The sequence below is a fragment of the Pseudidiomarina mangrovi genome, assembly GCF_003999375.1.
GTDB classification, from domain to species: domain Bacteria; phylum Pseudomonadota; class Gammaproteobacteria; order Enterobacterales; family Alteromonadaceae; genus Pseudidiomarina; species Pseudidiomarina mangrovi.
This window is the reverse complement of the sequence record NZ_RJLC01000015.1, coordinates 100,173-125,705: the sequence shown is the minus strand read 5'-3', so window position 1 is coordinate 125,705 and position 25,533 is coordinate 100,173. Positions and strand designations below refer to the sequence as shown.

Annotated in this window: 16 protein-coding genes and 3 pseudogenes; 14 read left to right on the top strand and 5 right to left on the bottom strand. The window is 49.9% G+C overall.

The window, feature by feature from the left end; genetic code table 11:
• The 6 genes and pseudogenes from EFO84_RS08100 to purL form a co-directional block, all read left to right on the top strand.
• Nucleotides 1-802 (top strand): annotated as a pseudogene (locus EFO84_RS08100) (hypothetical protein); the annotation flags it as partial.
• Between the two features lie 10 nt (nucleotides 803-812).
• Nucleotides 813-1,346, top strand: a complete 534-nt coding sequence (locus tag EFO84_RS08095; RefSeq protein ID WP_127347549.1) for a hypothetical protein — start codon at nucleotides 813-815, stop codon at nucleotides 1,344-1,346.
• A gap of 76 nt (nucleotides 1,347-1,422) precedes the next feature.
• Nucleotides 1,423-1,620: pseudogene (locus EFO84_RS11945) on the top strand (RHS repeat domain-containing protein); the annotation flags it as partial.
• A 713-nt stretch (nucleotides 1,621-2,333) separates the two neighbouring features.
• A complete protein-coding gene (locus EFO84_RS08085; protein ID WP_127347548.1) occupies nucleotides 2,334-2,855 on the top strand; it encodes a hypothetical protein in 522 nt (173 codons plus the stop codon).
• 521 nt (nucleotides 2,856-3,376) lie between these two features.
• Nucleotides 3,377-4,792: a membrane-bound lytic murein transglycosylase MltF gene (gene mltF / locus EFO84_RS08080; protein ID WP_127347559.1), complete on the top strand. Its 1,416-nt coding sequence runs from the start codon at nucleotides 3,377-3,379 to the stop codon at nucleotides 4,790-4,792.
• 188 nt (nucleotides 4,793-4,980) lie between these two features.
• The gene (gene purL / locus EFO84_RS08075; RefSeq protein ID WP_127347547.1) at nucleotides 4,981-8,877 is read left to right on the top strand and encodes a phosphoribosylformylglycinamidine synthase; all 3,897 of its coding nucleotides are present in this window, start codon (nucleotides 4,981-4,983) and stop codon (nucleotides 8,875-8,877) included.
• 62 nt (nucleotides 8,878-8,939) lie between these two features.
• Here purL and tadA read toward each other — a convergent pair whose 3' ends face one another.
• Nucleotides 8,940-9,386, bottom strand: coding sequence for a tRNA adenosine(34) deaminase TadA (gene tadA, locus EFO84_RS08070; RefSeq protein ID WP_127347546.1), 447 nt, complete (start codon nucleotides 9,384-9,386; stop codon nucleotides 8,940-8,942).
• A gap of 116 nt (nucleotides 9,387-9,502) precedes the next feature.
• On the bottom strand, nucleotides 9,503-12,619 hold the full coding sequence (locus EFO84_RS08065) for a TonB-dependent receptor (protein WP_205701964.1): 3,117 nt from the start codon (nucleotides 12,617-12,619) through the stop codon (nucleotides 9,503-9,505).
• 414 nt (nucleotides 12,620-13,033) lie between these two features.
• On the opposite strand from EFO84_RS08065, the gene EFO84_RS08060 reads away from it, so the two are divergent.
• The 8 genes from EFO84_RS08060 (at nucleotide 13,034) to EFO84_RS08020 (ending at nucleotide 23,510) form a co-directional block, all read left to right on the top strand.
• On the top strand, nucleotides 13,034-14,170 hold the full coding sequence (locus tag EFO84_RS08060; protein WP_240642672.1) for an endonuclease/exonuclease/phosphatase family protein: 1,137 nt from the start codon (nucleotides 13,034-13,036) through the stop codon (nucleotides 14,168-14,170).
• An 80-nt stretch (nucleotides 14,171-14,250) separates the two neighbouring features.
• The gene (phoB, locus tag EFO84_RS08055) at nucleotides 14,251-14,937 is read left to right on the top strand and encodes a phosphate regulon transcriptional regulator PhoB (protein WP_127347543.1); all 687 of its coding nucleotides are present in this window, start codon (nucleotides 14,251-14,253) and stop codon (nucleotides 14,935-14,937) included.
• Nucleotides 14,938-14,954: 17 nt separating this feature from the next.
• The gene (phoR, locus tag EFO84_RS08050) at nucleotides 14,955-16,253 is read left to right on the top strand and encodes a phosphate regulon sensor histidine kinase PhoR (protein WP_127347542.1); all 1,299 of its coding nucleotides are present in this window, start codon (nucleotides 14,955-14,957) and stop codon (nucleotides 16,251-16,253) included.
• A gap of 126 nt (nucleotides 16,254-16,379) precedes the next feature.
• Nucleotides 16,380-17,354: a PstS family phosphate ABC transporter substrate-binding protein gene (locus EFO84_RS08045; protein WP_127347541.1), complete on the top strand. Its 975-nt coding sequence runs from the start codon at nucleotides 16,380-16,382 to the stop codon at nucleotides 17,352-17,354.
• 264 nt (nucleotides 17,355-17,618) lie between these two features.
• Nucleotides 17,619-17,984: a cobalt transporter gene (locus EFO84_RS08035; protein WP_127347540.1), complete on the top strand. Its 366-nt coding sequence runs from the start codon at nucleotides 17,619-17,621 to the stop codon at nucleotides 17,982-17,984.
• Between the two features lie 51 nt (nucleotides 17,985-18,035).
• Nucleotides 18,036-19,280, top strand: coding sequence for a TolC family protein (locus EFO84_RS08030; protein ID WP_127347539.1), 1,245 nt, complete (start codon nucleotides 18,036-18,038; stop codon nucleotides 19,278-19,280).
• 39 nt (nucleotides 19,281-19,319) lie between these two features.
• On the top strand, nucleotides 19,320-20,378 hold the full coding sequence (locus tag EFO84_RS08025) for an efflux RND transporter periplasmic adaptor subunit (RefSeq protein ID WP_240642671.1): 1,059 nt from the start codon (nucleotides 19,320-19,322) through the stop codon (nucleotides 20,376-20,378).
• Nucleotides 20,379-20,387: 9 nt separating this feature from the next.
• Nucleotides 20,388-23,510, top strand: a complete 3,123-nt coding sequence (locus tag EFO84_RS08020) for an efflux RND transporter permease subunit (RefSeq protein WP_127347538.1) — start codon at nucleotides 20,388-20,390, stop codon at nucleotides 23,508-23,510.
• A 65-nt stretch (nucleotides 23,511-23,575) separates the two neighbouring features.
• Here EFO84_RS08020 and EFO84_RS08015 read toward each other — a convergent pair whose 3' ends face one another.
• The 3 genes and pseudogenes from EFO84_RS08015 to lspA form a co-directional block, all read right to left on the bottom strand.
• Nucleotides 23,576-23,974 (bottom strand): DUF3703 domain-containing protein, encoded by a 399-nt coding sequence (locus tag EFO84_RS08015; protein WP_276317316.1) that lies wholly within the window; start codon nucleotides 23,972-23,974, stop codon nucleotides 23,576-23,578.
• Nucleotides 23,975-24,038: 64 nt separating this feature from the next.
• Nucleotides 24,039-25,024, bottom strand: a pseudogene (locus EFO84_RS08005) (ISL3 family transposase); the annotation flags it as partial.
• The gene (gene lspA / locus EFO84_RS08000) at nucleotides 25,021-25,533 is read right to left on the bottom strand and encodes a signal peptidase II (RefSeq protein ID WP_003821921.1); all 513 of its coding nucleotides are present in this window, start codon (nucleotides 25,531-25,533) and stop codon (nucleotides 25,021-25,023) included. The pseudogene EFO84_RS08005 and the gene lspA, both read right to left, overlap by 4 nt.

Genomic DNA, 25,533 nt, shown 5'->3' with positions numbered 1-25,533 from the left:
CAACAGCCAGTCGCTCAACCCCTACTCCTACATCATGAACAACCCGCTGGCGGGGACGGACCCCAGTGGGTATGTAAGCGTTGGGAATTTGGGCCTAGGTGAATCGAGGCACTGTGACTTTAAATGTATGGTTGGCTATCAAGGTTTTACAGAAGCAGGTTCGAATGGTCGCGAAATAAAAAATCTCAATCATCAAATGGCGATTATGGGAAGAGAAGGTAACGTGGCGATGATTGGTTCGCAATCCGATTTAGCTTCTTATAGTGTCGTTCGCGCTTCGGAAAACGATGAAATCAGTGATGGGGTAAATGACGGGCGAATAGACGCAGGCATAATGCTACACAATATTGCCGACGGATTAGAGAAAGCTTATGCGGACGTCTGGGATAACGTCAAAAAAGGCGTTTCTGGCGCATTTGACGAAGCAACTGAATTGAGAGAACTGATTTCTATAATAAATATGACGGAGGTTAAGGAAAACCCTGGCCGGGATGGGCCAGTGCTTTTGGTTAATGGCCAACTCGCGGTAGCAAATGCAAGCATGCAACCAACCAGAAACGGATACGAGCTAACAGCTTATCGTGGCTATTATCAAAAGGACACACCAGAGAAAATTGAGATAATGCTTCATGAAGTGACTCATGGCACGAAATCTAATACTGCGATTAGGAATAATTCGAAATTGGACAGAGATTATGGTGCTAGGCCTCATGAAAAACATGCTAGAGAAAAAGCTGCTGAGCTCTACTCGCGTTATTCGGACTATATTTATAGAGAAATAATCCAAAAATCAAGTAATTAGGGGTATTAATATGCAGATCGAAAATTCTTTAATGTCACTGATTTTTTTACTGGGCAACAATATTGCCGCTGACACTTCTATAATTTATGGCTACGCACAATTACCCAATAATAATGGCGAATTTACCTACATATATAGCGAAAGAGGCGCGAACTTTTTGGCGGATTCAGGCAGCCTCAACGAAGACCAATCCACCGCTCAATATTATTGCCAGTCTCTGACTAATTTAGTTTTTACTGCGCCCAAGATAGACATGAAGATTGGTGATAGTTGGACATGCTTTAACCAAAAGTATACCTACAAGGCAGACTCACTTTTATTTTTTGTAGAGGGGCGAGGACCAACTGATGTGAAAATTATCTTTGGAGAGAGTAATCGTATAATCTACTACTCGCCGGAAATTGGAGTTATGGCGGCGAAGAATAACGCGAACAACATGGTTTGGTATTTGAGTACAAATCACGGGCTCTTTGGAGCCGCCTGGTGTGAAGAAAACAGCGATCTATGTGGTGAGGCTACCTTGCCTACTGAATCGAAAAAATAAAGTGCGACATGGCACCATGCAGGCCAGCCCATCAGCAACACTGTGGAATATTGCTGGTGGCACACCCTTTACCATGCGGGGTTTCACCGACCACGAGCACATCGATGAAGCGCAGTTGATTCACATGAACGGCCGGGTGTACGATTACAACTTAGGCCGGTTCTTAAGTGTCGACCCGTTCATCCAGGAGCCCGGCAACAGCCAGTCGCTGAATCCTTACTCCTACATCATGAACAACCCGCTAGCGGGGACGGACCCGAGTGGGTATATTGCCGATTGTATTTTAGCGATACATTGTGCAGAGCAAGGGCTGCAAAATCCGTTTAAATATCCCCCTAACTGCCCATTTTGCGTGTCAGTAGGTGGCGGTCAATCGGAGGATAATGGAAAAGAACAGTCACGTGCCGTAGCGAAGGAAGTTGGTGCCGACAGTATCGGTGCGCCTGGGGAATTCGGTCACAATGGTCTTAGAAAAACACCGCTAGTTGACCATTCTTCATTGACGCCCTCAGAAGTAGCGGGCGATTTCTGGGATAATCCCAATTTCCAGAGCGCACTCAGCCAAGCTGAGAGAGAAATATCGGCTGAGGTGATTAATGAAAGCGATCGCAAAGGATTATTATTTAATCCGGAACATGCTAATAGGGAGCATGGAAGCGTGATTGCAGAATCGGATGATGGGACCTTTAGCTATACACGTCCGAGTGTTGATGTTCCTAGTGGAACGATAAATCATCCATCTAGTTTACGGACCGGGTTTGTGGGCGGGCAAACAGCAATTAAAAATGCAACGTTAGTAGTCATTGGCGTGGGGCCTAATACGAGAGGTACTACAATCCTAGGGAATGCGGTGAATTACATCGAACTTGCGAAGGAGCTTAACACTCCGATAATTGTCGTTGCTACATGGCGAGATAGAGGAAACTTGTATATTTTCAATGCAAAAGGCGAATATTCTGAAGTAGATGCTAAGGAGAGAAATAAAAAATGATTCGCTATATATTTATGTCTATTTTTATGGCCGCTAGTTTTTCCAGTCAGGCGGAACAAACATGTGACTATTCTTATGATGAATTTATCAAGCAAGCAACTACAGTATTCAATGCTTTCGGTCAAGATATGCAAATAGTAGACGAAATGCCCCATGGTGAAACGAGGAAGGGGGCAGTTTATTATCGAAGGCCTTTACCCTATTTAATGGAGTTCTATTTTGATTGGGGCCAAGATGGTCAAAACGACGGAATATTTTTTATTGGTGCTTCACTACATGATAAAAGTTTTTTCACTATCGGTAGCTCGGAACCACAACGATTTTTTTCTGAGCAGCTTTTCGGATGTTACAATAGTGAAACAAAGCAACTGATATTTAAAAACGATGAAAATAACCTAAAGGCGGTTCTGGACTTTTCGATCGACAGCATCGTTTCACTTAGATCCTACTATCGCGAAAAAAACGAAGCACAATGGTTGCGTAGTAGTGGCGTTCAAAAGTTTATCATTGAAAATTAAAGTACACTGAAGCATTTCGACAAAAGGATTATGCGAAATCGGCTGAACTTTACTCCCGCATCAGAGATATACGTCTTAGCTCGGGCGAGATCAAGAAGCTGAGTATCGCTGTGGAGCATAGTAGGAATTGATATTGCAAGTTTGCGACGTCACCATTCGCATAAAGGGATGTTGTTATAAAAAACAGCTTTCTCAGCTACGGTAGTGAGAGTAAGAACAACGTAGGTAATGCTGGCCCGAACGCGGTACAAACGGTCAACCTCGCCAGCGCTAGCCTTAGCCATTACAGCTACGACAATAACGGCAATCTGTAATCCCCCCAAAAAAATCGGAGCAGTTATAAGTAGAAAATTCCGTTAAACTAAAGCTAAGGAGTTTTCTATGCGCAAATCACAATACAGAGATAGTCAGATCATAGCGATTCTGAAGCATAACGAGAACGGTGCAGTCGTTCCAAAGCTTTGCCGTGCACATGGCATGAGCACCGCTCAATCTTGCAAATTGGCGGATCTAGAGTGGGAATAACGGTGCTACGCGGGCGCGTTTGGTGGCTGTTGTTGCTCAGCCTGAGCTTGCTGAGCTGCACTCCAGCACCCGCGCCCAACCAACTTGAGCAAATTCGTGAACGCGGAGTGCTGCGCGTTGGCACCACCCTGTCACCCACCACCTATTACCTCGATCAAGAACAGCCGGCCGGGCTGGAATATGCCTTAGCCCAACGTTTTGCTGATGAGCTTGGCGTCAGCCTGCAGATGGTGCCGCGCTATAGCTTAAAGCACCTGTTTGGCTTGCTCGATAGCGGCGAAGTGGATTTTATCGCCGCCGGTATTGACCGCACCGAACAACGTAGCGGTAAATATCGTTTTACCCCGCCGTATCAAGAAATTGCCCAGCAAGTGGTATTCCGCCAGGGCTCGCGCACGCGCCCACGCGAATTAGCTGAGCTAGACGCCGAATTGGTGGTGGTTGCCGGTAGCAGCCATGCTGAATGGTTACAGGCCCAACAGCAGCAGCTACCCGAGTTAAATTGGCGCGCTAGCGACGAGCACGATGCCATTGAATTACTACGCTTGGTGATGCAAGGCGATATCGCCTACACCATCGTTGATTCCAATACCCTTGCGGTACAGCGCCGTTTTTACCCCGATTTGAGCGTAGCGTTCACCGTGCGCGACAGCATTGATGTGGGTTGGGTATTGAACCAGCAGTTGGACGCCTCGCTATACAACCCACTGATTGAATTTTTCGGCGCATTGCGCGATAGCGGTGAGCTGGATCAGCTGGTGGATCAGCATTTCGGCCACGTTAATCAATTCAACTACGTGGATACCACCTTGTTTATTCAAGCCGTTGAACAAGTATTGCCGCGTTATCGCAAGTTATTTCAAACTCATTCTGGCAGTCTCGACTGGCGCTTGTTGGCGGCCATTAGCTATCAAGAAAGCCTGTGGAACCCGCGTGCGGTGTCGCCTACTGGGGTACGCGGTATGATGATGCTCACATTACCCACGGCGCAGCAAATGGGTGTACGCAGCCGCTTAAACCCTGAGCAAAGTATTCGCGGCGGGGCGCGCTATTTTGAGCAAATGCTACAACGTATTCCGGCGCGTATTGCTGAACCTGACCGCGTGTGGTTTGCCCTAGCGGCCTACAATATTGGCCTAGGCCACCTCGAAGATGCGCGTATTCTGACCCAACAACAAGGCGCCGACCCCGATCGCTGGATTGATGTCAGAAAACGACTACCCTTATTACGACAGAAAAAGTTTTACCGCCAAACTAAATTTGGTTTTGCCCGCGGTGACGAGCCAGTGCGATATGTCGGGAATATTCGCCGATATTACGATACTCTAATCTGGCTAGATGAGCGTGGTCGCATCCCTGCCGACCCACTGACAATCGAGCTGCCTAGCGGCAGTGGTGATGAGGAGCAGTAAATTATGCGCCGAATGAAACGTCTAATCTCGAAAGAACGCCGTCGTGCATGGCTTCGCAAGCAACGCAGTTTGCAGAGCGAGCGACGGCAAAAATGGTTCCGTTTGAGTGAGCAAACGGACTGACAGCAGTCACCATTTAAGACTATAATACCGACCTAATTTTTGCTCCCAACTCTGGAGACTTTTCTGTGGAAATTTTACGCGGCGCCCCGGCCTTATCTGAATTCAGAACCGAGAAATTATTGCAGCGTTTGCAGCAAGCCGAACTGCCGATCACCGGCATCTACGCCGAATACATGCATTTTGCTGACGTAAGCGCCAAACTCGATGACCACAGCCAAGACGTGCTGAAAAAATTACTCACCTACGGTCCAGCCATGGCCCAGTACATTCCAGAAGGTGAGCTGCTGGTGGTGGTGCCGCGCCAAGGCACTATTTCGCCGTGGTCGTCCAAAGCCACCGACATAGCCCATAACTGTGGCTTGCAACATATTCGCCGCATTGAACGCGGCATTGCCTATTACCTCACCGGCACCATGAGCAGTGCGCAAATTGAGCAAGCCGCCGCGCTGCTGCATGACCGCATGACCGAAATGGTGTTACACGACATGCATGAAGCGCAACGGCTGTTCCACAGCAGCGAACCGCGCGCCATGCAGCATGTTGATATCCTAGCGGGTGGTCGTGCTGCGCTGGCTGAAGCCAACCAGAACATGGGTTTGGCCTTAGCCGACGACGAAATCGATTATTTATTTGATAACTTTAGCGCCTTAAAACGTAATCCCAATGATATTGAACTGTACATGTTCGCGCAGGCCAACTCAGAGCATTGCCGCCACAAGATTTTTAACGCCGACTGGACCATCGACGGTGAAGCGCAGCTAAAGTCGCTGTTTAAGATGATCAAAAACACCTACGCGGTCACGCCAGACCATGTGTTATCAGCTTACAAAGATAACGCCGCAGTGATGGTTGGGTCAGAGGCTGGGCGCTTCTATCCGTATCCTACCGGTAGCGCTGCTGCGGGCGAATACAGCTATTTTCACGAACCCATTCATATTTTGATGAAGGTTGAAACGCACAACCACCCAACCGCTATCTCGCCATTCCCAGGTGCGGCTACCGGCAGTGGCGGCGAAATTCGTGACGAGGGCGCCACCGGTCGTGGTGCCAAACCGAAAGCGGGCTTGGTCGGTTTTAGCGTATCCAACTTGCGTATTCCAGGTTTTGAACAGCCGTGGGAAGAAGACTTCGGCAAGCCTGACCGCATTGTCACCGCGCTCGATATCATGCTGGAAGGCCCCTTGGGTGGCGCGGCATTTAACAACGAATTTGGTCGCCCAGCGCTGACGGGCTATTTCCGTACGTACGAAGAGCAAGTCGATAGCCACAACGGCGTTGAAGTACGTGGTTACCACAAGCCGATTATGATCGCCGGTGGTTTAGGCAACATTCGCGAGAGCCACGTTGAAAAAGGCGAGATCAGCATTGGTGCCAAGCTGGTCGTGCTTGGCGGCCCGGCTATGAACATTGGCTTAGGTGGTGGTGCGGCGTCATCTATGGCCTCCGGTAGCTCTAGCGAAGATTTAGATTTTGCCTCAGTGCAGCGCGACAACCCAGAAATGGAGCGGCGCTGCCAAGAAGTGATTGATCGCTGTTGGCAGTTAGGCGACAAGAATCCGATTTTATTTATCCACGATGTTGGTGCCGGTGGTTTATCCAACGCCATGCCAGAGCTGGTCAATGACGGCGGTCGTGGCGGTAAGTTTGAATTACGCAAAGTGCCCAACGATGAGCCAGGCATGGCGCCGCACGAGATCTGGTGTAACGAATCCCAAGAGCGCTACGTGTTGGCTATCGCCCCAGATCGTATGGCCTTGTTTGAGCAATTATGTGAGCGCGAGCGCGCACCATTTGCGGTAATCGGTGAAGCCACCGAAGCGCAGCATCTAACCTTAAACGATAGCCATTTTGGCAATCAACCGATAGATTTGCCGTTAAGCGTATTGCTTGGTAAGCCGCCAAAAATGCACCGTGATGTGCAATCGTTGCAGGCCCAAGGGCAACAGCTCACCCGCGACGGCATCAAGCTGAGCGAAGCGGCCAACCGATTACTGCGCTTGCCAGCTATTGCCGAGAAAACCTTCTTGATCACCATTGGCGACCGCAGTGTCACCGGTTTGGTGGCGCGAGATCAAATGGTCGGTCCCTGGCAAATTCCGGTGGCTGACGTCGCGGTAACCGCAGCCAGCTACGATACCTATGCCGGCGAAGCGATGGCGATGGGTGAGCGCACGCCGGTGGCATTATTAAACTTTGCTGCGTCAGCGCGCTTGGCGGTAGCTGAATCGATCACCAACATTGCTGCTGCTGATATTGGCAGCATGAAACACATTAAATTATCCGCCAACTGGATGTCAGCTGCGGGTCACCCGGGTGAAGATGCCGGTTTATATGCCGCAGTAAAAGCGGTAGGTGAAGAGCTCTGCCCAGCTTTAGGGATCACCATTCCGGTCGGTAAAGACTCGATGTCTATGAAAACTCGCTGGCAACACAACGGTGAAGATAAAGCTGTTACTGCGCCGATGAGTTTGGTCATTACCGCTTTTGGCCGCGTTAACGATGTGCGCCGCACGGTCACCCCGCAATTGCGTCTCGATAAGGGCGATAGCAAACTGGTATTGATTGATTTAGGTCAAGGCAAAAACCGCCTCGGTGGTTCAGCCTTAGCCCAAGTGTATCGGCAATTAGGCGATGTCACACCTGACTTAGACCAACCGGAATTATTGGCTGGTTTCTTTAATGCCACGCAGAAGCTGATCCGCAACAAACAGATTATTGCCTACCACGATCGCTCCGACGGCGGCTTGTTTGTGACTGCTGCCGAGATGGCATTCGCCGGTGGCTGTGGTGTCGATATTGAACTCGACGCCTTGGGCACGGATGATTTAGCCGCGCTGTATAGCGAAGAATTAGGCGCGGTATTGCAAGTGGCCAGCGACGATCTCGACACTGTACGCGACACTTATGCTGAAGCTGGCTTGAGCGCGTGTTTCCATGTAATTGGCCGCCCAGTGCGCGAAGATGTGGTGCGCTTTACCCGCGGTGGTACCGATGTGCTGTCGCATTTGCGTAGCCACTACCGCAGCATTTGGGCTGAAACCACGCATCAAATGCAGCGCTTACGGGATAACCCAGCCTGTGCCGATGAAGAGTTTCATGCCAAGCAGAACCTCAGCGACCCAGGTTTATCGGCTAGCTTAACCTTTGATATCGAAGAAGATGTAGCGGCGCCCTATATCAACACCGGCCGCGACCCAGTGGTTGCTATCTTGCGTGAGCAGGGTGTGAATTCCCATGTGGAAATGGCAGCGGCGTTTGACCGTGCTGGTTTTGCTGCTATCGACGTACACATGAGCGATATTCTCAGTGGCCGTATTAGCTTGGATAAATTCGACGGTATGGTGGCCTGTGGTGGCTTCTCATACGGTGACGTATTAGGTGCTGGCGAAGGCTGGGCTAAGTCTATTCTATTCAATAGCTTGGCGCGCGATCAGTTCGCTGAATTCTTTGCCCGCAAACGTACTTTTGCCTTAGGTGTGTGTAATGGCTGCCAAATGCTCTCGAACCTGAAGGAACTCATTCCAGGTGCTGAATTGTGGCCGCATTTTGTCACCAACCGCTCAGAGCGTTTTGAAGCACGCTTTAGCATGGTTGAAGTACAAGCAAGCGACTCGTTGTTCTTCGCCGGTATGGCCGGTTCGCGCATGTCGATTGCAGTATCCCATGGCGAGGGCCGCGCCGAATTCGCCCCAGGTGCATTAGAAGCTGCCACTAAGCAAGGCTTAGTAACCATGCGTTTTGTTGATAACCGCGGCGCTATTGCAGAGCAGTACCCAGCCAACCCGAACGGTTCGCCAGAAGGTATCACCGGCTTAACCAACAGCGATGGCCGCGTCAGCATTATGATGCCGCACCCAGAGCGGGTGTTCCGCACCGTAGCCAACAGTTGGCACCCAGATAGCTGGGGCGAAGATAGCCCGTGGATGCGCATGTTCCGTAATGCGCGGGTATTCCTTGGCTAATAGAAGCGCCAAACAAAAAACCGGCTCCTATGAGCCGGTTTTTTTATGCCTAATAGACGCTACTAGCGGCGGCGGCGAAAAAATTGCCGCAGTAACTCACCGCATTCATCTGCCATAACTCCGCTAATTACCTCAATTTTATGATTCATACTGGGGTGATTGACCACTTCAATAGCGCTGCCGGTAGCACCGGTACGTGGATCAGCCGCGCCAAACACCAAAGTTTTCACCCGTGCATGGGTGATAAGCCCAGCGCACATAGCACATGGCTCTAAGGTTACATACAGTGTGGTATCGACCAAACGATAATTCTGCAGCGCTTGGCCAGCGGCGCGAATGGCCATGGCTTCGGCGTGGGCGGACGGGTCATTCAGTGTGATCACTTGGTTAAAACCTTCGCCAATAATGGCGCCGTTCAGCACCAATACCGCGCCAACTGGCACTTCATCCTGCTGTTCAGCTTGGGCGGCTAACTGCAGCGCGCGCTGCATAAAGATATCATGGCTCATAGGGGTCAAATCAGTGGTTAACGAAACAGCTCATAGTGTAACCGAAAATGCGTTCAACGAATAAAAAAAGCCCCCGCAAGTGCGAGGGCTTCTATGTGAGCTAAGCAGTGAATCGCTTAGAACTTGTAGTTGATACCTACACGCATTTCCCACACTGATGGACCAACTACGCGGCCTTGACCACGGTCACCCAAGAAGTCCTCGAACACGATAGTGTTGTTGGCATCAAGTGACGCGTTGACGACGCGTTGGATTTGTGGGAAGCCTGGTTGATACAGCACGCCCCAATCACTGTTCAGGAAGTTACCGACGTTCTCAAGTACGAAGAACGCGCTAGCTTTGTGACCATCAGCAAACGCTGGTAATTCTTGCGTTACTTTCAGGTCAAACTTGTTCCACCAGCTGCCGTAGAAGCTGTTACGTGGAGCAATGCCGCCAGCGTACTTGTCTAAGCCAGATGCGTTAACAAAGGCAAAGAATGCATCGGTATCGAAACCTGGGTCGAAGATCACGTTTGGATCAGATACGCCAGTTGGGATGTACAGCAATTGACGACCAAATGCTGGGTCACCGAACATGTCTGAACCGTTAAAGGCGTAGCTGTATGGGCGACCTTTGTTGGCTTGACCGAACAGGCTGAAGCGAGTCTCGTAACCGTCAAAGAACTCGGTACCGTAGGCTACACGCAAGGTGAAGCGATGCGGGATCTCGTAGTTACCTGGCGCAGAGGCATAGAAGCCCATGTCTGAGGTAGCGGTTTGCGTGAAGTTAGAGCCAGCGGTTGATGACGCCATTGCTTGGCTTTCTTCTGACTCAGTGTAAGCATAAGCAAGTGACCAGTTCAGGCCGAAGTCATATGAATGGCTCAGACCAACAGACAGGTTTAACTGGCTACCCGCGTCTGGTGCGTTGGTCAACATATAGTCGCCTTCACGGCCAGTTGGGTTAGTGTACACTGGGCGACCATCTGAAGCCGTACCCACTTGGGTAAAGGCTAAGTCAACCAACGAGGCAGCGTCTTGACGGTCGGTGTACAAAATATCACCAGTCAATACCATCTCGTTAGCAAACACATAGGTTGCGCCTAATGAGTATTTCCACTCGCTTGGGATCTTGAAGTTCGGATCTAACGAGTTCACTGGGCTGTTACCAGTTGCAGTTGTTACTTGGTCATACAATGATGAAGGAACATCGTACAATGGACGGCCAGCGCCACTTAATGGCACGTTGTTCAGGTCGATATTACGTTGGTTGACCTGGATTTGTGTTAAGCCATCGTTTTGGAAGTTGTTAGCAATCCACACGTTCGGGTTGCCACCTGAGTACAGACCGAAACCGCCACGAACTTCTAATTCAGCAGTTGGCTTCCAGTTGAAACCAACACGTGGTTGCAACAGGCCTTCACCGTCAAAGTTAGTACGGTTGCTGAAGCCATAGTCATTAGCAAAACGTTGGTTGTGACGTGGTAAGTCATCGCTGCTATACCAGTCGTAACGCAAGCCGTAGGTCAAGGTTAAGTCGTTCTCAAACATGTAGTATTCGTCTTGCAAATACACAGTATTGATGGTGTATGAGAAGTCACCAGCTGCTTCACGTGGGTTATGCGTACCAGCAGCGTTGCCGTACCATACGCGAGCCGCTAAGCCAGCTTCGAAATCGTCGATTGAACGGAACTCGTATTCACCGCCGCGAGCGTGCTGTACGAACATGTTGAACACCGATAATTCTTCGCGTTCAAAACCACCGGTAATAACGTGGTCACCTAAGAAGTAGGTACCAGCCACTTTGAAGAAGGTGGTGTCATAGTTCAATTCGTTGGCTTGACGAGAATCGTCAGCACCTAAGAATACACGTGCGCCGTTTGGCATAAAGATACGGATTTCACCGATATCTTTCGGGCCTAAGGTGACTTGGCTGTTAATCACTTCTGAGTAACCAGCACGAATCTCAGTTGAGAAGTTGTCGGTCCAGTCAGAGTAGATTTCAGCAACAGTAGAGGTTAACTCAGTACCACGGTTGTAGTAGTGGTTCGAGAATTCATAGGTGGTGTTGCCACCGTCTGATTCACGTAAGTTACCGCCATCGTTCCAGTTGTAGGTTAATGCAGCACGGTGATCAGCGCTGATCTGCCAGTCTAATTTAACCAATAATTTTTCATCTTCAACTGGCGCTGAGCCAATTGGTGAACCTGGCTCATAGCCATAGATGTCACGAGCGATGGTAGCAATACGGTCAAGATCGGCTTGGGTAACGCCAGCAATTGGGGTACCAGCATTTGGATCGTCAGAAGGACCACGGTCAAATTTAACCGCACCTTCATACTTCTCGTATGCGGTGAAGAAGAACAGTTTGTCTTCTAAAATGGCGCCACCTACGTTAAAGCCGTAGCGTTTTTCTTGATATTGACCGTTGTCTAGGTCGGTATCTTCAATTTTGTCGCCACGCATGTCTTGGTTGGTGAAGTCAAAGAACACACCACCAAACAAATCGTTTTCACCAGACTTGGTTACTGCGTTGATGTTACACGCGGTGAAACCACCGTATTTCACATCAAATGGCGCTAATTCAACGTTTACTTGCTCAATCGCGTCATAAGCAAACGGCATACGCTCAGTTGGGTAACCGTTAGCGTTCAAACCGAAGTTGTCGTTTAAGCGCACACCGTCAACAGTTAAGCTGTTGAAACGTGGGTTAGCGCCACCACACTGTACGCCGTCACCGAAGCTTTCATCGATGTAGATACGTGGGTCGATACGGATGATATCTTTGATATCACGGTTGATAGCTGGAGACTCTTCTAAGTCGCGCAAAGTAAAGTTACTTGCTGGACCAGTACCACCAGAGTTGTTGTTCAGGATAGATTGACCAGTTACTGCAATACGCTCAACGTTGGCTTCTACCACCAAGTTGACGTTGGCGGTTTCACCAAGAGTCAAGAACACTTCTTGCTGCTTGGTCGCGCCAGTTGTTGGGTCAGTAACAGTGATGATGTATGGACCACCAACAGACAAACCACGAGCCGAGAAAGTACCCGTTTCGTTAGTTGTTAATGTACGTGATGAACCGGTACGTGAGTCAGTGATTACCACTTGAGCGTTAGCAAGGGTGTTGCCAGCGTCAGAAGTAATTACACCACGCAGCGACGATGCAGTATCTTGAGCATACGCGGCGCCAGACAAACCGATTGCTAAGGCAACGGCAGCGGCTAAGCGGCTTGGTTTACTATTGAACATGATGTTGCTTTCCTAGGGTTGTTGTAAACAAACTCTTAAAAGTCCTGGGGTACTAGTCGTATTCCATTACTTAAAATTATTCATGAACAAAATTTATTTTTTGTTCTATGAAACTCCTAACAGCCGCAATTGTCCTATCGAATTATGACAAAGTCATGACACTTGAGCGGTGTTTATTTGCTTAATTCGATACATCATTAGAACAGTGCAGCTAACGTGTACAAAGGGCGCCTTGTATAGATTCGCCTATACGGGCGCCAATGTGTCGTTTTCATGACAGCATTTTATACAAAAAACCTAACAATTGCCCAGAAAAGTTTCACAAAATTTGGAGCTACGGTGTCTCGACTCTACGCTAAACTAGCTATCGTCTTATTTATCATCAGCTTTGTTGCTGCCTGCGAACCAAAACCTATGTCTACATCTGATCGTGAGCCCGTAGCTCTGCGTGTTGCCGCGTTTAACGTCAGCATGGATGCCTCCAATTACGTGCCCAATGAGCAACTTGCCAGCGCTGGCGCTAGTGCATTGGCGAACGCCTTGGCACAGCAGCATCCACAAATTCGTGCTATTGCCGAAATCATCCAGCACACGCGCCCAGATGTATTGGTGCTGAACGAATTCGACTATGACCCATCAGGGGCGGCAGTTAAGAGCTTTCAGCGTGACTATTTGGCGGTTAGCCAGCAGGGTGAGTCACCGATTGATTATCCCTACAGCTACACTGCGGCAGTCAACACTGGGGTGATGAGCCCTTATGACCTGAACCGTGATGGCAAGGCGAGCGCCGATGCCAATGATGCCTGGGGTTATGGCTGGTATCCGGGCCAGTATGGCATGGTGGTGTTATCGCGCTATCCCATCGATGAAGCTGCAGTACGAACTTTCCAACAGTTTAAGTGGGCGGATATGCCAGGGGCGTTGCGTCCGCTGTTACCCGGAACATCCAGCTATTGGTATGGCGATGATGTGTGGGCCGACATGCCGCTGAGTTCCAAGTCACACTGGGATGTCCCGGTGAACATCAATGGCCGCACGCTACATGTTTTAGTCAGTCACCCAACGCCACCGGTATTTGATGGTGAAGAAAACCGTAACGGCCGCCGCAACTATGACGAGGTACGGTTCTGGGCCGACTATCTGCGTGCCAGCCACAGCGACTACATCTACGACGACCAAGGCCGTAAAGGTGGCTTGGCTGAGCAACAGCGCTTTGTCATTGCCGGCGATTTAAATGCATCCAATGAAGGTAAGGATAATGTCCCCGGTACAATTGAGCAGTTGTTGGAGCATCCGTTGGTGAATGCCCAAGTTACTCCCGCAAGCCGCGGTGGTGCTGCCCACAGCCCAGATAATGAGCAAGGGCGCTATCATACCGCGGGTTGGCGCAAGCGCGCCGATTATGTGTTGCCGTCGCAGTTTGGTATCGAGGTGATTGATGCTGGAGTGTTCTGGCCGCTTCCGGCTGAGCCAAAAGCCGATTTAGTGGCGCAACGCAATAGGTCATCAGATCATCGCTTGGTGTGGATAGACATTTTACTGACGCAATGACATATATTTGTTACAGATTCATAAAAGTGTCATAAAGTATCTTGATAATTGACCGTGCAAAAACACAACAGGTGATGCATATGTCGAGAAAGATACTGATTGTTGAAGACGAAGCGCCAATTCGAGAAATGTTAAGTTTCGTCATGGAACAGCATGGCTATCAAGCCGTAGAGGCGGGTGATTTTCAGGCCGCCCTCGACAAGATCGTGGAACCATTACCAGATATGATCTTGTTGGATTGGATGTTACCCGGTGGTTCGGGCATTCAATTAGCGAAAAAACTCAAGGGTGAAGACTTCACCAAGAATATCCCTATTATCATGCTCACCGCGCGCAGCGAAGAAGAAGATAAAGTACGTGGGCTAGAAGTCGGTGCCGATGATTACATCACCAAACCCTTTTCACCAAAAGAATTGATGGCGCGTATGCGAGCGGTTTTTCGCCGCGTTGCACCAACGGCATTAGACGAACCGCTTGAAGTGCAAGGCTTAAAACTCGACCCCGTATCTCACCGTGTCACCGCCTTTGATGACCGCGTTGAAATGGGCCCAACCGAATTTAAGTTGCTGCACTTCTTTATGACACACCCAGAACGGGTGTATAGTCGTGAGCAATTATTGGATCACGTTTGGGGAACCAATGTTTACGTCGAAGATCGTACTGTCGATGTGCACATTCGCCGTCTACGCAAAGCTTTGGAACTGCATGAACATGACCGCTTGGTGCAAACCGTGCGTGGCGTGGGTTACCGGTTCTCTAGTCGTTAAAGGTCAGTAGCCGCGTTATGGATAAGCGCTATTCAGTGGTTTTCATTGTTCGCGGTTTCTTCTGGTATCTCCTACCATTAGCGCTGTTCGGGCTGCTTGTCGGTCAATTTTGGCCGGTGCTTACCTTGGGTTTACTGGCAGCGCTGGCCTGGCATTACTACTTTCAATACAAGCTAGTTGATTGGTTGTGGCACCGCCGCACCATGCTCCCGCCCACTGCGCCTGGCAGTTGGAGTTATATCTACGATGGTATCTATCGCACCCAGCGCCGCAGTCAGCAGCGCCGGCGCGCGTTAGCCCGGTTATTAAGGCGTTTTCGTGAAGCCTCCGAGGCAATTCCAGACGCCGCCATTGTGTTTCGCCGCGACGGTGGCTTGATTTGGTGCAACAAACTCGCACAATTTTATTTTGGCCTGAAATGGCCTGCTGATACCGGTATCCGCCTGCCCAACCTGATCCGTCACCCCGAGTTCGTGACCTACTTAAGTAAAGGTGATTTCAGTAACGACATCGTATTTCCGTCGCCGGTGCGTGATGACATTGAGCTGGAGCTGCGGGTGATGCCATTTAGCGACGACCAGTATTTGTTGATGGCGCGCGATGTCACCCAGCTCAAGCAACTTGAACAAATGCGTAAAGACTTCGTAGCCAACGTGTCGCACGAATTGAAAACGCCGCTCACGGTGATGCAGGGCTACCTTGAGATGCTGGCCGATTCAGCGAGCCTGCCGCCGGCCATGATGAATAAAGCCATGCGCGATATGAGCGGGCAAACTCAACGGATGCGTAGTTTGGTCGATCAGTTATTGGCACTATCACGCATGGATGTGATGCGCACAGATATGTTTGAGCGCGTCGTTGATGTGCCACAATTGCTGCAGAATTTGCAGCGCGACGCCCAGCAACTGAATCAAGAAAAGCAGCATCAGCTGACGTTTGAGATCAGCCCCGAAAAAATGCATGGTCATGAAGACGAATTGCGCAGCGTATTTGCCAATCTGATTAGCAACGCCATTCATTATACCCCTGCTGGCGGCGTTATTACGGTGCGCTGGCAACGTGTGGGGCAGCAGATGGAATTTGCCGTTATTGATAATGGCCCCGGCATTCCCGCTGAACATATTCCCCGTTTGACCGAACGCTTCTATCGCGTCGACAAAGATCGCAATAGCTCAAAGGGCGGCAGTGGTTTGGGCTTAGCCATTGTCAAACAAGCGGTAGAAAACCATCACTGTAAGTTGGTGATTGATTCTGTGGTGGGTCGCGGCTCCAAGTTTAGTGTCCGAGTACCGGAAGAATTAGTGGTGCGGCAATAATTGAAAAGCTATGACAGATTTATGACAGTTTTTTGCACATTGTCATAATACTGTCACATTGACGTTCTACACTTTCCCCGTTATTTGAACAAAAGCCGCAGTGCGGTAACGACCAACGGAGTCATTATGAAATTCAAATCAGCGTTTTTATCAGCCTCATTAGCCGCGTTGTTGAGCGTATCAGCCAACGCCCAAAAAGTAACTGACGACCTGCCGGTTTACGAGAAAGTAAGCGGTTTGTCAGGCAACTTATCATCAGTCGGTTCAGACACTCTGGCCAACATGATGACCTTCTGGGCCGAAGAATTTAAGCGCCTCTACCCAAATGTGAACATGCAGATTCAAGCTGCCGGTTCATCAACTGCGCCACCTGCTCTTACTGAAGGCACCTCAAACTTCGGGCCAATGAGCCGCGCCATGAAGTCGAAAGAAATCGAAGCCTTTGAAAAGCGCCACGGCTATAAGCCAACTGAAATTCGTGTGGCTATCGACGCGTTAGCAGTATTCGTACACAAAGATAACCCGATTGAAGGCATGACCATTGCTCAAGTCGACAGCATCTTCTCGTCAACTCGTCTGTGTGGTGCCAGTCAAGAAGTGAGCCGCTGGGGTGATTTAGGCCTGACCGGTAGCTGGGTAAACCGCGACTTACAATTGTACGGTCGTAACTCAGTATCAGGCACCTACGGTTATTTCAAAGAAATCGCCTTGTGTGATGGCGACTTCCGCAACAACGTCAATGAGCAGCCAGGTTCAGCGTCAGTAGTACAGTCGGTATCAACCTCACTGAATGCCATCGGCTACTCAGGTATCGGCTACATCACCTCAGGTGTTAAGACCGTGCCATTAGCGTTGGAAGAAGGCGGTGAATTTGTTGATGCCAATACTGAAAGCGCGTTAGCCGGCAAATACCCACTGTCACGCTTCTTATATATTTACGTAAACAAGCACCCGAACAAGCCATTAGACCCAGCTACTGCTGAGTTCGTGAAGTTCATGCTGTCAAAAACTGGCCAAGAAATCGTCGACAAAGACGGCTACATTCCAGTACCACGCATTGTCGTTGAGCAAGAACTGGAACGTTTAGGCTTAGCTGACTAACCGCAGACTAAATACCATAGAAAGGGCCGAATCGAATTCCGATTCGGCTTTTTTAATGTGGGTATACGGATTTAATGGTTGTGCTGGTGCATTAAGACTCACCTATTTATTGCTGATAACAACTTAGTTGGTTTGACTAACGGCTTCATTCAATTGTTTTAAAATACCACAGTGCTCTAGCGTGCGCTTCGAGTTGCAGCTAAAAGCGTAGCTTGTTGTTAAGTCGCAATAGCGCTACCATAGCGCTAACTTACTGAGGGATTTATGTTAGGTCGTACATCAGGCTTATTATTACTGTTGCTGATTATGCTGAATCATGCCGTGATGGCCTGTGATGCGTTAGTTATGCATTTGCCTGATCATGCCCATGCCTACACTGACCTGCAACATGAATACTGCCACTCAGATACCCTTTTCGACGTAAGCAGTGAGCAAGTCACTGCACATAACGTTGCACATAACTCTGAGTATGATGCCGACGAACACAGTAATCATGCTCATGTGACCTGCTATATCGTTTTTTTTCAGGGCATGGAACTGCTTAACTTCCGTGACAGTGTTATAGCCGCTACCCAACCAGGGTTAAACCTCATTAGCTATCGCCCACCGGTGCCGCCGCCAAATATCTGATCCTGCTTGTTTATCTTTTTTTATTAACGATTAACTTTCAGGAGCATACCCATGCGTATGACACTAATGCTGCCAGCAATACTGGCGGCGGTATTTTGCGCGCTTCCGCTACGTGCAGAGCCGCAAGCACTGACATTACAACAGGCAATAGATAAAACGCTGCAACACAACCCTCAGCTGCATCAGTTTAAATTTACGCAACAGCGTCTGTTTGCAGAGCGTGATTTGCAAAGCCTTAAACCCGGTTATCAACTCGGTGTAGAGCTTGAGAATGTTGCGGGCACCGGAGAGGCCAGAGGGCTGGCCGGTGCTGAGCTGACAATCGCCTTATCTTCCGTGATAGAGCTGGATAATAAAGCCCAATGGCGCGCTGCGGTAGTAGACGCCAGGCTCAATACTCTTGAATGGCAGCAACAGGCGCAAACCCTGGATGTGCTGGCAGAGCTTACCCGCAATTATATTAATCTATTGGCCAGCCAGCAGGAATTGACACTGACAGAAGAGGCCGTAGCGCTCTCAGAAGCCCTGCTGCAAAGCGCTGAAAAACGTGCCGCCAGCGGTGCCTTGTCAGATGCTGAAATCATGCGGGCAAAGGCGCAACTGGCGCAGGTTCAGATCGGGCGGGACGCCCTTTTGCAGCGCATTGAGCGGCAAAAAATAGCCATAGCACGTTTTTGGGGTGATACCAGCGCCAACTTTAACGTTGTGGCAGGTAACTTGTTTGCTTTTGGCCAAAGCCGCCCTTTTGCTGAGCTGTATCAGCGGCTGCAACAATCGCCGGCGTTAACCATTTTTGCCTCTGAACGTCGGTTAAAAGACGCTGAAGTGCGACTGGCACAAAGCCAGAATCGCGCCGATCTGAGTTGGCAGGTAGGGGTAAGACGCTATCATGCCAGTGATGATACAGGCCTTACCTTTGGTATCTCAGTGCCGTTATTTGCTGAACGTCGCAATAGTGCAGCCATCGAAGCTGCGCTGGCAGAGCGAAACAATGTCGAGTATCGACAGCAGGATAGCTTACTGATCCTGCATGAACGCTTGTTTGATGCGTACTCGCAACGACAGCAATTTATTACCAGTCACCAACAGTTGGCGCAGTACGTGATCCCCAACCTGGAACAAGCGCTGGATCTTACGCGTGATGCATACCAGCGCGGGCGCTCAAATTATCAGGATTGGCTTAATGCCCAGCAAGAATTGTTGCAGGCAAAAAGACACTTACTGGAAACCGCCACTGCGGTGCTATTGAGCCAGGCGACGATTGAACAGCTTACCGCCGAGCCGGTAACGCAGTAACTGACAAGATTATTGCCCCGCTGCCGCACTTCATTAACTGTGCGACGTGGCAAACAGAACATACAGGAAGATAGCATTATGAAACCACATGTAACACTGGCAATGTTTATTGCAGCCTGGCTGATGCCGATGCATGTAATGGCCGCCAATGAGCAAGAACAAGCTCACGTCCATGCCAAAGAACAAGCGGTAAAGCCGCAATCTGACACTAAGAAAAATGAAGAGCACGAAGAACATGAAGAACACAATGAGCATGAAGGGCACGACGAAAACGACGAGCATGAACACAACGAAACCCTAAGCAGCCGCATTAGTGATGATATGGCTACGGCGGTTAATATTGTCACAGACCGTGCTGACAGCCAGCGATTACGCCAACATCAGGTTGTTTATGGCAAGCTTAGCGCTGATCCAAACCGCATCAGCCATGTTAATGCCCGTTTTCCCGGTATTCTTACCTCGGTGAAATTCTCGCTGGGTGACAGCGTAAAAGCAGGCGATGTACTGGCCGTTGTCGAGTCAAATGAGAGCTTAAATACCTATACCATTAAAGCGCCAATTGACGGCGTTATTATTCAGCGCAGCGCCAATGTTGGTGAAGTCGCACAGCAGCAGACGCTGTTTAGCATTGCTGATTTTGGCGGCCTGTGGGCAGATTTTCGCCTGTACCCGTCACAACAAGATGCTGTCGCGACAGGACAAAAAGTGGTCATTATGGCCGCTGACACTGAGATTAACGGCGTAATTGCGCATATCATCCCATCATTAACCCAGCCCTATCAACTGGCCAGAGTTAAGCTGGATAACCGTGACGGTAAACTGTCGTCCGGGCAATTGATCGAAGGTGCTGTGATAAGCGGTGAATTCAACGTTGAGCTTGCCGTTAAAAAATCTGCCATTCAAATACTGGACAATAAAAGCGGTGTCTTCGTGAAAAATAATAGCGAATATGTCTTTTCCCCATTGCAGCTTGGCCGTAGCGACATGGATTATGTCGAAGTGATTGCCGGTTTAAAGCCCGGCCAGTTGTATGTCACTACAAACAGCTATCTGTTAAAAGCGGATATTGAAAAATCTGAAGCCGAGCATGATGATTAAGGGGGCACTATGATTGAATCCATGTTGCGCCTGGCTATTGCGAGGCGGTATCTATTTTTAATGCTGACACTGTTGATTATTGCCATTGGTAGCTGGAGCTACCAACAGTTACCGATTGATGCAGTGCCGGATATTACTAACGTTCAGGTACAAATAAACACGGCGGCACCGGGTTATTCGCCACTTGAAGCAGAGCAGCGTATTACCTATCCGGTAGAAACTGCCCTGTATGGCTTACCCAATTTAAGTTATACCCGCTCATTGTCACGCTATGGCTTGTCACAGGTAACGGTGGTGTTTGAAGAAGGCACGGACATCTACTTTGCCCGCAATTTAATCAACACCCGGTTAAGCGCTATCAAGGATATGTTGCCTGAGGGCATAGAGCCTGAAATGGGCCCTATTTCAACCGGTCTTGGTGAAATCTTTATGTATACGGTGCAGGCCAAGCCGGGCGCGCTGCAACAAAATGGTTCACCTTACGATGCCATGGCACTGCGGGAAATCCAGGACTGGATAATAAAACCTCAGCTGGCACAAGTTAAAGGTGTGGTGGAAGTAAACAGCATTGGTGGCTACAACAAGCAATATCATGTGTTACCCGACCCACTGAAACTGCTTAATTATGGCCTGAGTATTAAGGATGTTGAACTGGCCCTGCAAGCCAACAATGACAACCGGGGTGCCGGTTATATTGAACGTGAGGGCATGCAACTGCTGGTACGCTCGCCCGGTCAGTTAACCTCTCTGGATGACATTGCTAATGTCATTATTACGCAATACGACACAATACCGGTAAAGCTGAGTGACGTTGCCGACGTGGCTATTGGCAAAGAGCTGCGAACCGGTGCGGCAACTCAGGATGGCAAAGAAGCGGTGCTGGGTACAGCCATGATGTTAATTGGTGAAAACTCACGCACAGTGGCACGGGATGTGGCGCAAAAGCTGGAGCAGATCAAAAGCTCTCTGCCAGAGGGTGTTATTGCTGAAGCAGTATATGACCGCACCACCTTAGTGGATAAAGCCATTGCAACCGTAAGTAAAAACCTACTGGAAGGCGCATTACTGGTGATCGTAGTGTTGTTTATCCTGCTGGGCAACCTGCGGGCGGCGTTAATCACTGCGGCAGTGATCCCGCTATCAATGCTGATGACCATTACCGGCATGGTACAAGCCGGCGTTTCTGCCAACCTGATGAGCCTGGGTGCGCTGGATTTTGGTTTAATTGTTGATGGCACGGTGATTATTGTCGAAAATGCGGTTCGCCGCCTTGCACAGGCACAACACAACGGCAGTATCCAACCGCTGAGAGAGCGCTTAAATACAGTGTATCTGGCAACAGCAGAGGTTATCCGGCCCAGTTTGTTCGGTGTGGCCATTATTACTATCGTGTATATTCCTATTTTTTCGCTGACCGGTGTCGAAGGTAAAATGTTTCATCCTATGGCAGCGACTGTGGTGATGGCCCTGTTATCCGCTATGGTGTTGTCGCTGACCATTGTGCCTGCCGCTGTGGCGGTGTTCTTAAATGGTAAAATCAGTGAAAAAGAAAGTGCGGTCATAAGAGGCGCTAAAACCCTGTACGCACCGCTATTAGCGCTGGCACTGAAATTTCGCTGGCTGGTGATTGGTTTGGCCAGTGCTCTGGTTGGTGTGTGTCTGTGGTTGGCGACCACGTTGGGGGCAGAGTTTGTGCCTCAGCTTGATGAGGGCGATATCGCTTTACATGCCATGCGTATTCCGGGCACCGGGTTAGAACAAGCCGTTGCAATGCAAGAAATTCTGGAGCAGAAGATCAAAACCTTTGCTGAGGTTGATAAAGTGTTTGCCAGAATTGGTACGGCAGAAGTGGCGACCGATCCGATGCCACCCAATGTGGCTGACAACTTTGTGATATTAAAACCGCGCAGTGAATGGCCCAATCCGGATAAAACCAAAGCCCAATTGGTCACTGAAATGGAAGCTGCTTTGGCGACATTGCCGGGCAATAACTATGAATTTACCCAACCTATTCAGATGCGTTTTAATGAACTGATTTCCGGTGTACGGGCAGATCTGGGTATTAAGGTATTTGGTGATGATTTAGATCAGTTGGTTATAAGCGCTAATCAAATTCTGCAAGCGGTCAACAAGGTGCAAGGTGCTGCGGATACTAAAGTCGAACAAGTCACTGGCTTGCCAACCTTGTCAGTGATCCCCAACCGAACCGCGCTTGCCCGTTACGGCTTAAATGTGGTTGAACTACAGGACTGGGTATCAGCGGCAATTGGTGGTACGTCGGCCGGTATTCTGTATGAAGGCGACAGACGCTTTGAGCTGATAGTGCGCTTGCCGGAAACCCTGCGTCGCGATCTGGACAAACTGGCAGTGTTGCCGGTGCCATTGCCAAATGGGGACTTTGTGCCGTTACAAGAAGTGGCTACCTTAGATTTATCGCCTGCGCCGGCGCAAATTAGTCGTGAAAATGGCAAACGCCGGGTAGTGGTAACCGCGAATGTGCGCGGGCGAGACCTTGGTAGTTTTGTAGAAGAGGTAAAGGCCCAAATCAACCGTGACGTTACATTACCAGCCGGTTACTGGCTGGACTATGGTGGTACTTTTGAGCAGCTGGAGTCCGCCAGTCAGCGCCTTAGCATTGTGGTGCCTGTTACGTTGCTGCTGATTTTAGGTATTCTGGTGATGGCTTTTGCGTCATTTAAAGATGCGTTGATTATCTTCAGCGGTGTGCCGTTGGCGCTCACCGGTGGTGTGTTGGCCTTGTATTTGAGGGGTATGCCTTTATCAATCTCTGCTGGCATTGGCTTTATCGCCTTATCAGGCGTAGCGGTGTTGAACGGTCTGGTGATGCTGAGCTTTATTCGCGATCTCTGGCGTGAGAAAGGTGACTTGCTGTTAGCGATAACGGAAGGCGCGCTTACCCGGTTGCGCCCTGTGCTAATGACCGCTTTGGTCGCGAGCCTCGGTTTTGTGCCGATGGCGATTAATATTGGCACCGGTGCTGAAGTGCAGCGCCCGCTGGCGACAGTGGTGATTGGCGGTATTATTTCGTCAACCTTGCTGACATTGTTGGTATTGCCCGTGTTATATCATTGGGTGCACAAAAACGATAACCGCAAACAGCAAACGGAATAATCATTAACGTTCTTCGCTGCAGCATTGGGCTGCAGCGAAGAACGTTTTGGCAATAGTATGGGTGTTTATGCTAATACGATTAAAACGATAACCGCGTAAATAGTCAGGCGTATTAAGACGTCCCGCCAAATGGGGCTGTCAGCTAGCAAGGGTTGCAAGTCAGCTGGCAAGGGCACTGGCTTTAAAGCAGAGATATTCGCGCCTCCAGGATTTCCCCTTGGAACCCAACCAAATATAAAACCCGGAACCGTTGCTATCAAACGGACGATCTGACCAATAACCTCGCGATTATCATTGCGTTTAAGCCCAATTCGTAACATCTGCCAGTGCGTCGCTATGTGCGGTATAAAATATCTCTGCCCTAAAATATGCGCTCTTTCAAGAGACTTAAACGCATTGTCTAAATCATTGACTTGTTCAGCCTCCATGGCTGAGCGCATACTGATTTGGTACTCATGTTTAATTTTTTTGGGTATACGGATTTAATGGTTGATGGGGCACCTTCACCCCATCAATCTGATACCACCCTCAGATGGTTGATAGATCGACTCCGTAGTTGAGTTCCTCTGCGAAGTCCGGCAGTCCGTAACCGATGGTTTTCTTGTAGAAAGGAGAGACCTTCGCAGTCGGTGCCTTCTTCTTGTGCTTCGTGGTGTAGAGCATTCGTGCCCGCATCACCTCGAAGGAGTAACCGCGCCCTTCACGGTTCTTGTCCTTGGCCAGTCGGTTGATGGACCCCGTGTAAGCGTTGGTGACGGGCATGTCCGTCTCGAAGTAGGTCATGGTCTCTTCGCGCCAGTTTCCCACTGCCCTGACCAGATCGCTCCAGACTTCCTTTTGGCCCTTCGGGATGGTGGCTATCCACTCGTCCAGGGCGGCTTCTGCCTGGAGCCGTGTGGTGGCGTCCCAGATGCCGTAGAAGCGCTCCTTGTGCTCGTAGGCGGCCAGCAGTTGCGGGAACGCGCCTGTCCAGGTCTCCATGATGAGGCGCTCCCGGTCTGAGACTTCGTGAGCGCGTTTCAGCAGGATTTTCCAGTCCGGCTCTGGGACGGTTTCAGCTCCTTTCTGAGGCCCTTGCGCACTCTCTCTAGGGCATCGTTGGCCATGCGCACCACATGGAACTTATCGACCACGATACGGGCCTGGGGCAGCACAGCCTTGACCGCTGCCCGGTAGGGGTTCCACATGTCCATGCTGACGATCTCGACCTTCTGCCGGTCTTTCAGCTTCATCAGGTAGTTGGTCACCACGTCCTGGCGGCGGGTGGCCAGCAGGTCGAGCAGGGTTCGCTCCTCAATGTTGGTCAGAATGCAGCGGTAGCGCTTGTTCAGGTATAGCTCGTCAATGCCCAGGATGCGGGGCGTCTCGAAGCGGTGCCAGCGCCCCAGGAACTCGGCGCGGGCGTTGAAGATGTCGCGCACCGTCTTATCGTCCAGGCCGGTCTGTGCCGCCACAAAGGTGTAGGGGTGGTTGAAGGATTCCTTCTCCACGTACTCATGCAGCCGCAGTGTCAGTCAGATCCATCCGACTCGGCATTGGTGTTTGCTTTTTTACCCAACAAGCTGCTGGAAACGAACAGTAAGGCACCGAGGACAATTGCAATATCAGCCAGGTTGAAGGCCGGCCAATGCCAGTCTCGCCAATAGAAATCAAAGGAATCCACAACATAGCCGCGAAAGACCCGGTCAATCAGGTTGCCCATGGCGCCACCGAGGATAAGACTGTAAGCGATGGCTTCTCCTTTATGACGATTTTCAAGGATCAGCTTGATCAGAAAAATCGAGACCACTACCGCGATTCCGATAAAAAAGTAGCGCTGCCAGCCTCCACCATTCGCAAAAAGACTGAATGCGGCACCGGTGTTCCATAGGTGCACCCAGTTAAAGAACGGGGTCACCGAAACATACTCGCCATAGGCCATTGATTGCTGCACCAGCCACTTTACAGCCTGATCAGACGCTGCCAGCAGGCCCGATATGGACAATAGGGCATACGGCGAGAGCTTTTTGCCAATAATGAGCAT

What these genes read in the sequence shown, in the direction of transcription:
- tadA (WP_127347546.1), bottom strand. Translation starts at nt 9,386, where the DNA reads ATGAGCCATGATATCTTTATGCAGCGCGCGCTGCAGTTAGCCGCCCAA.
- EFO84_RS08030 (WP_127347539.1), top strand. Translation starts at nt 18,036, where the DNA reads ATGCGTATGACACTAATGCTGCCAGCAATACTGGCGGCGGTATTTTGC.
- EFO84_RS08045 (WP_127347541.1), top strand. Translation starts at nt 16,380, where the DNA reads ATGAAATTCAAATCAGCGTTTTTATCAGCCTCATTAGCCGCGTTGTTG.
- lspA (WP_003821921.1), bottom strand. Translation starts at nt 25,533, where the DNA reads ATGCTCATTATTGGCAAAAAGCTCTCGCCGTATGCCCTATTGTCCATA.
- phoB (WP_127347543.1), top strand. Translation starts at nt 14,251, where the DNA reads ATGTCGAGAAAGATACTGATTGTTGAAGACGAAGCGCCAATTCGAGAA.
- EFO84_RS08035 (WP_127347540.1), top strand. Translation starts at nt 17,619, where the DNA reads ATGTTAGGTCGTACATCAGGCTTATTATTACTGTTGCTGATTATGCTG.
- EFO84_RS08020 (WP_127347538.1), top strand. Translation starts at nt 20,388, where the DNA reads ATGATTGAATCCATGTTGCGCCTGGCTATTGCGAGGCGGTATCTATTT.
- EFO84_RS08085 (WP_127347548.1), top strand. Translation starts at nt 2,334, where the DNA reads ATGATTCGCTATATATTTATGTCTATTTTTATGGCCGCTAGTTTTTCC.
- EFO84_RS08065 (WP_205701964.1), bottom strand. Translation starts at nt 12,619, where the DNA reads ATGTTCAATAGTAAACCAAGCCGCTTAGCCGCTGCCGTTGCCTTAGCA.
- EFO84_RS08060 (WP_240642672.1), top strand. Translation starts at nt 13,034, where the DNA reads ATGTCTACATCTGATCGTGAGCCCGTAGCTCTGCGTGTTGCCGCGTTT.
- phoR (WP_127347542.1), top strand. Translation starts at nt 14,955, where the DNA reads ATGGATAAGCGCTATTCAGTGGTTTTCATTGTTCGCGGTTTCTTCTGG.
- EFO84_RS08095 (WP_127347549.1), top strand. Translation starts at nt 813, where the DNA reads ATGCAGATCGAAAATTCTTTAATGTCACTGATTTTTTTACTGGGCAAC.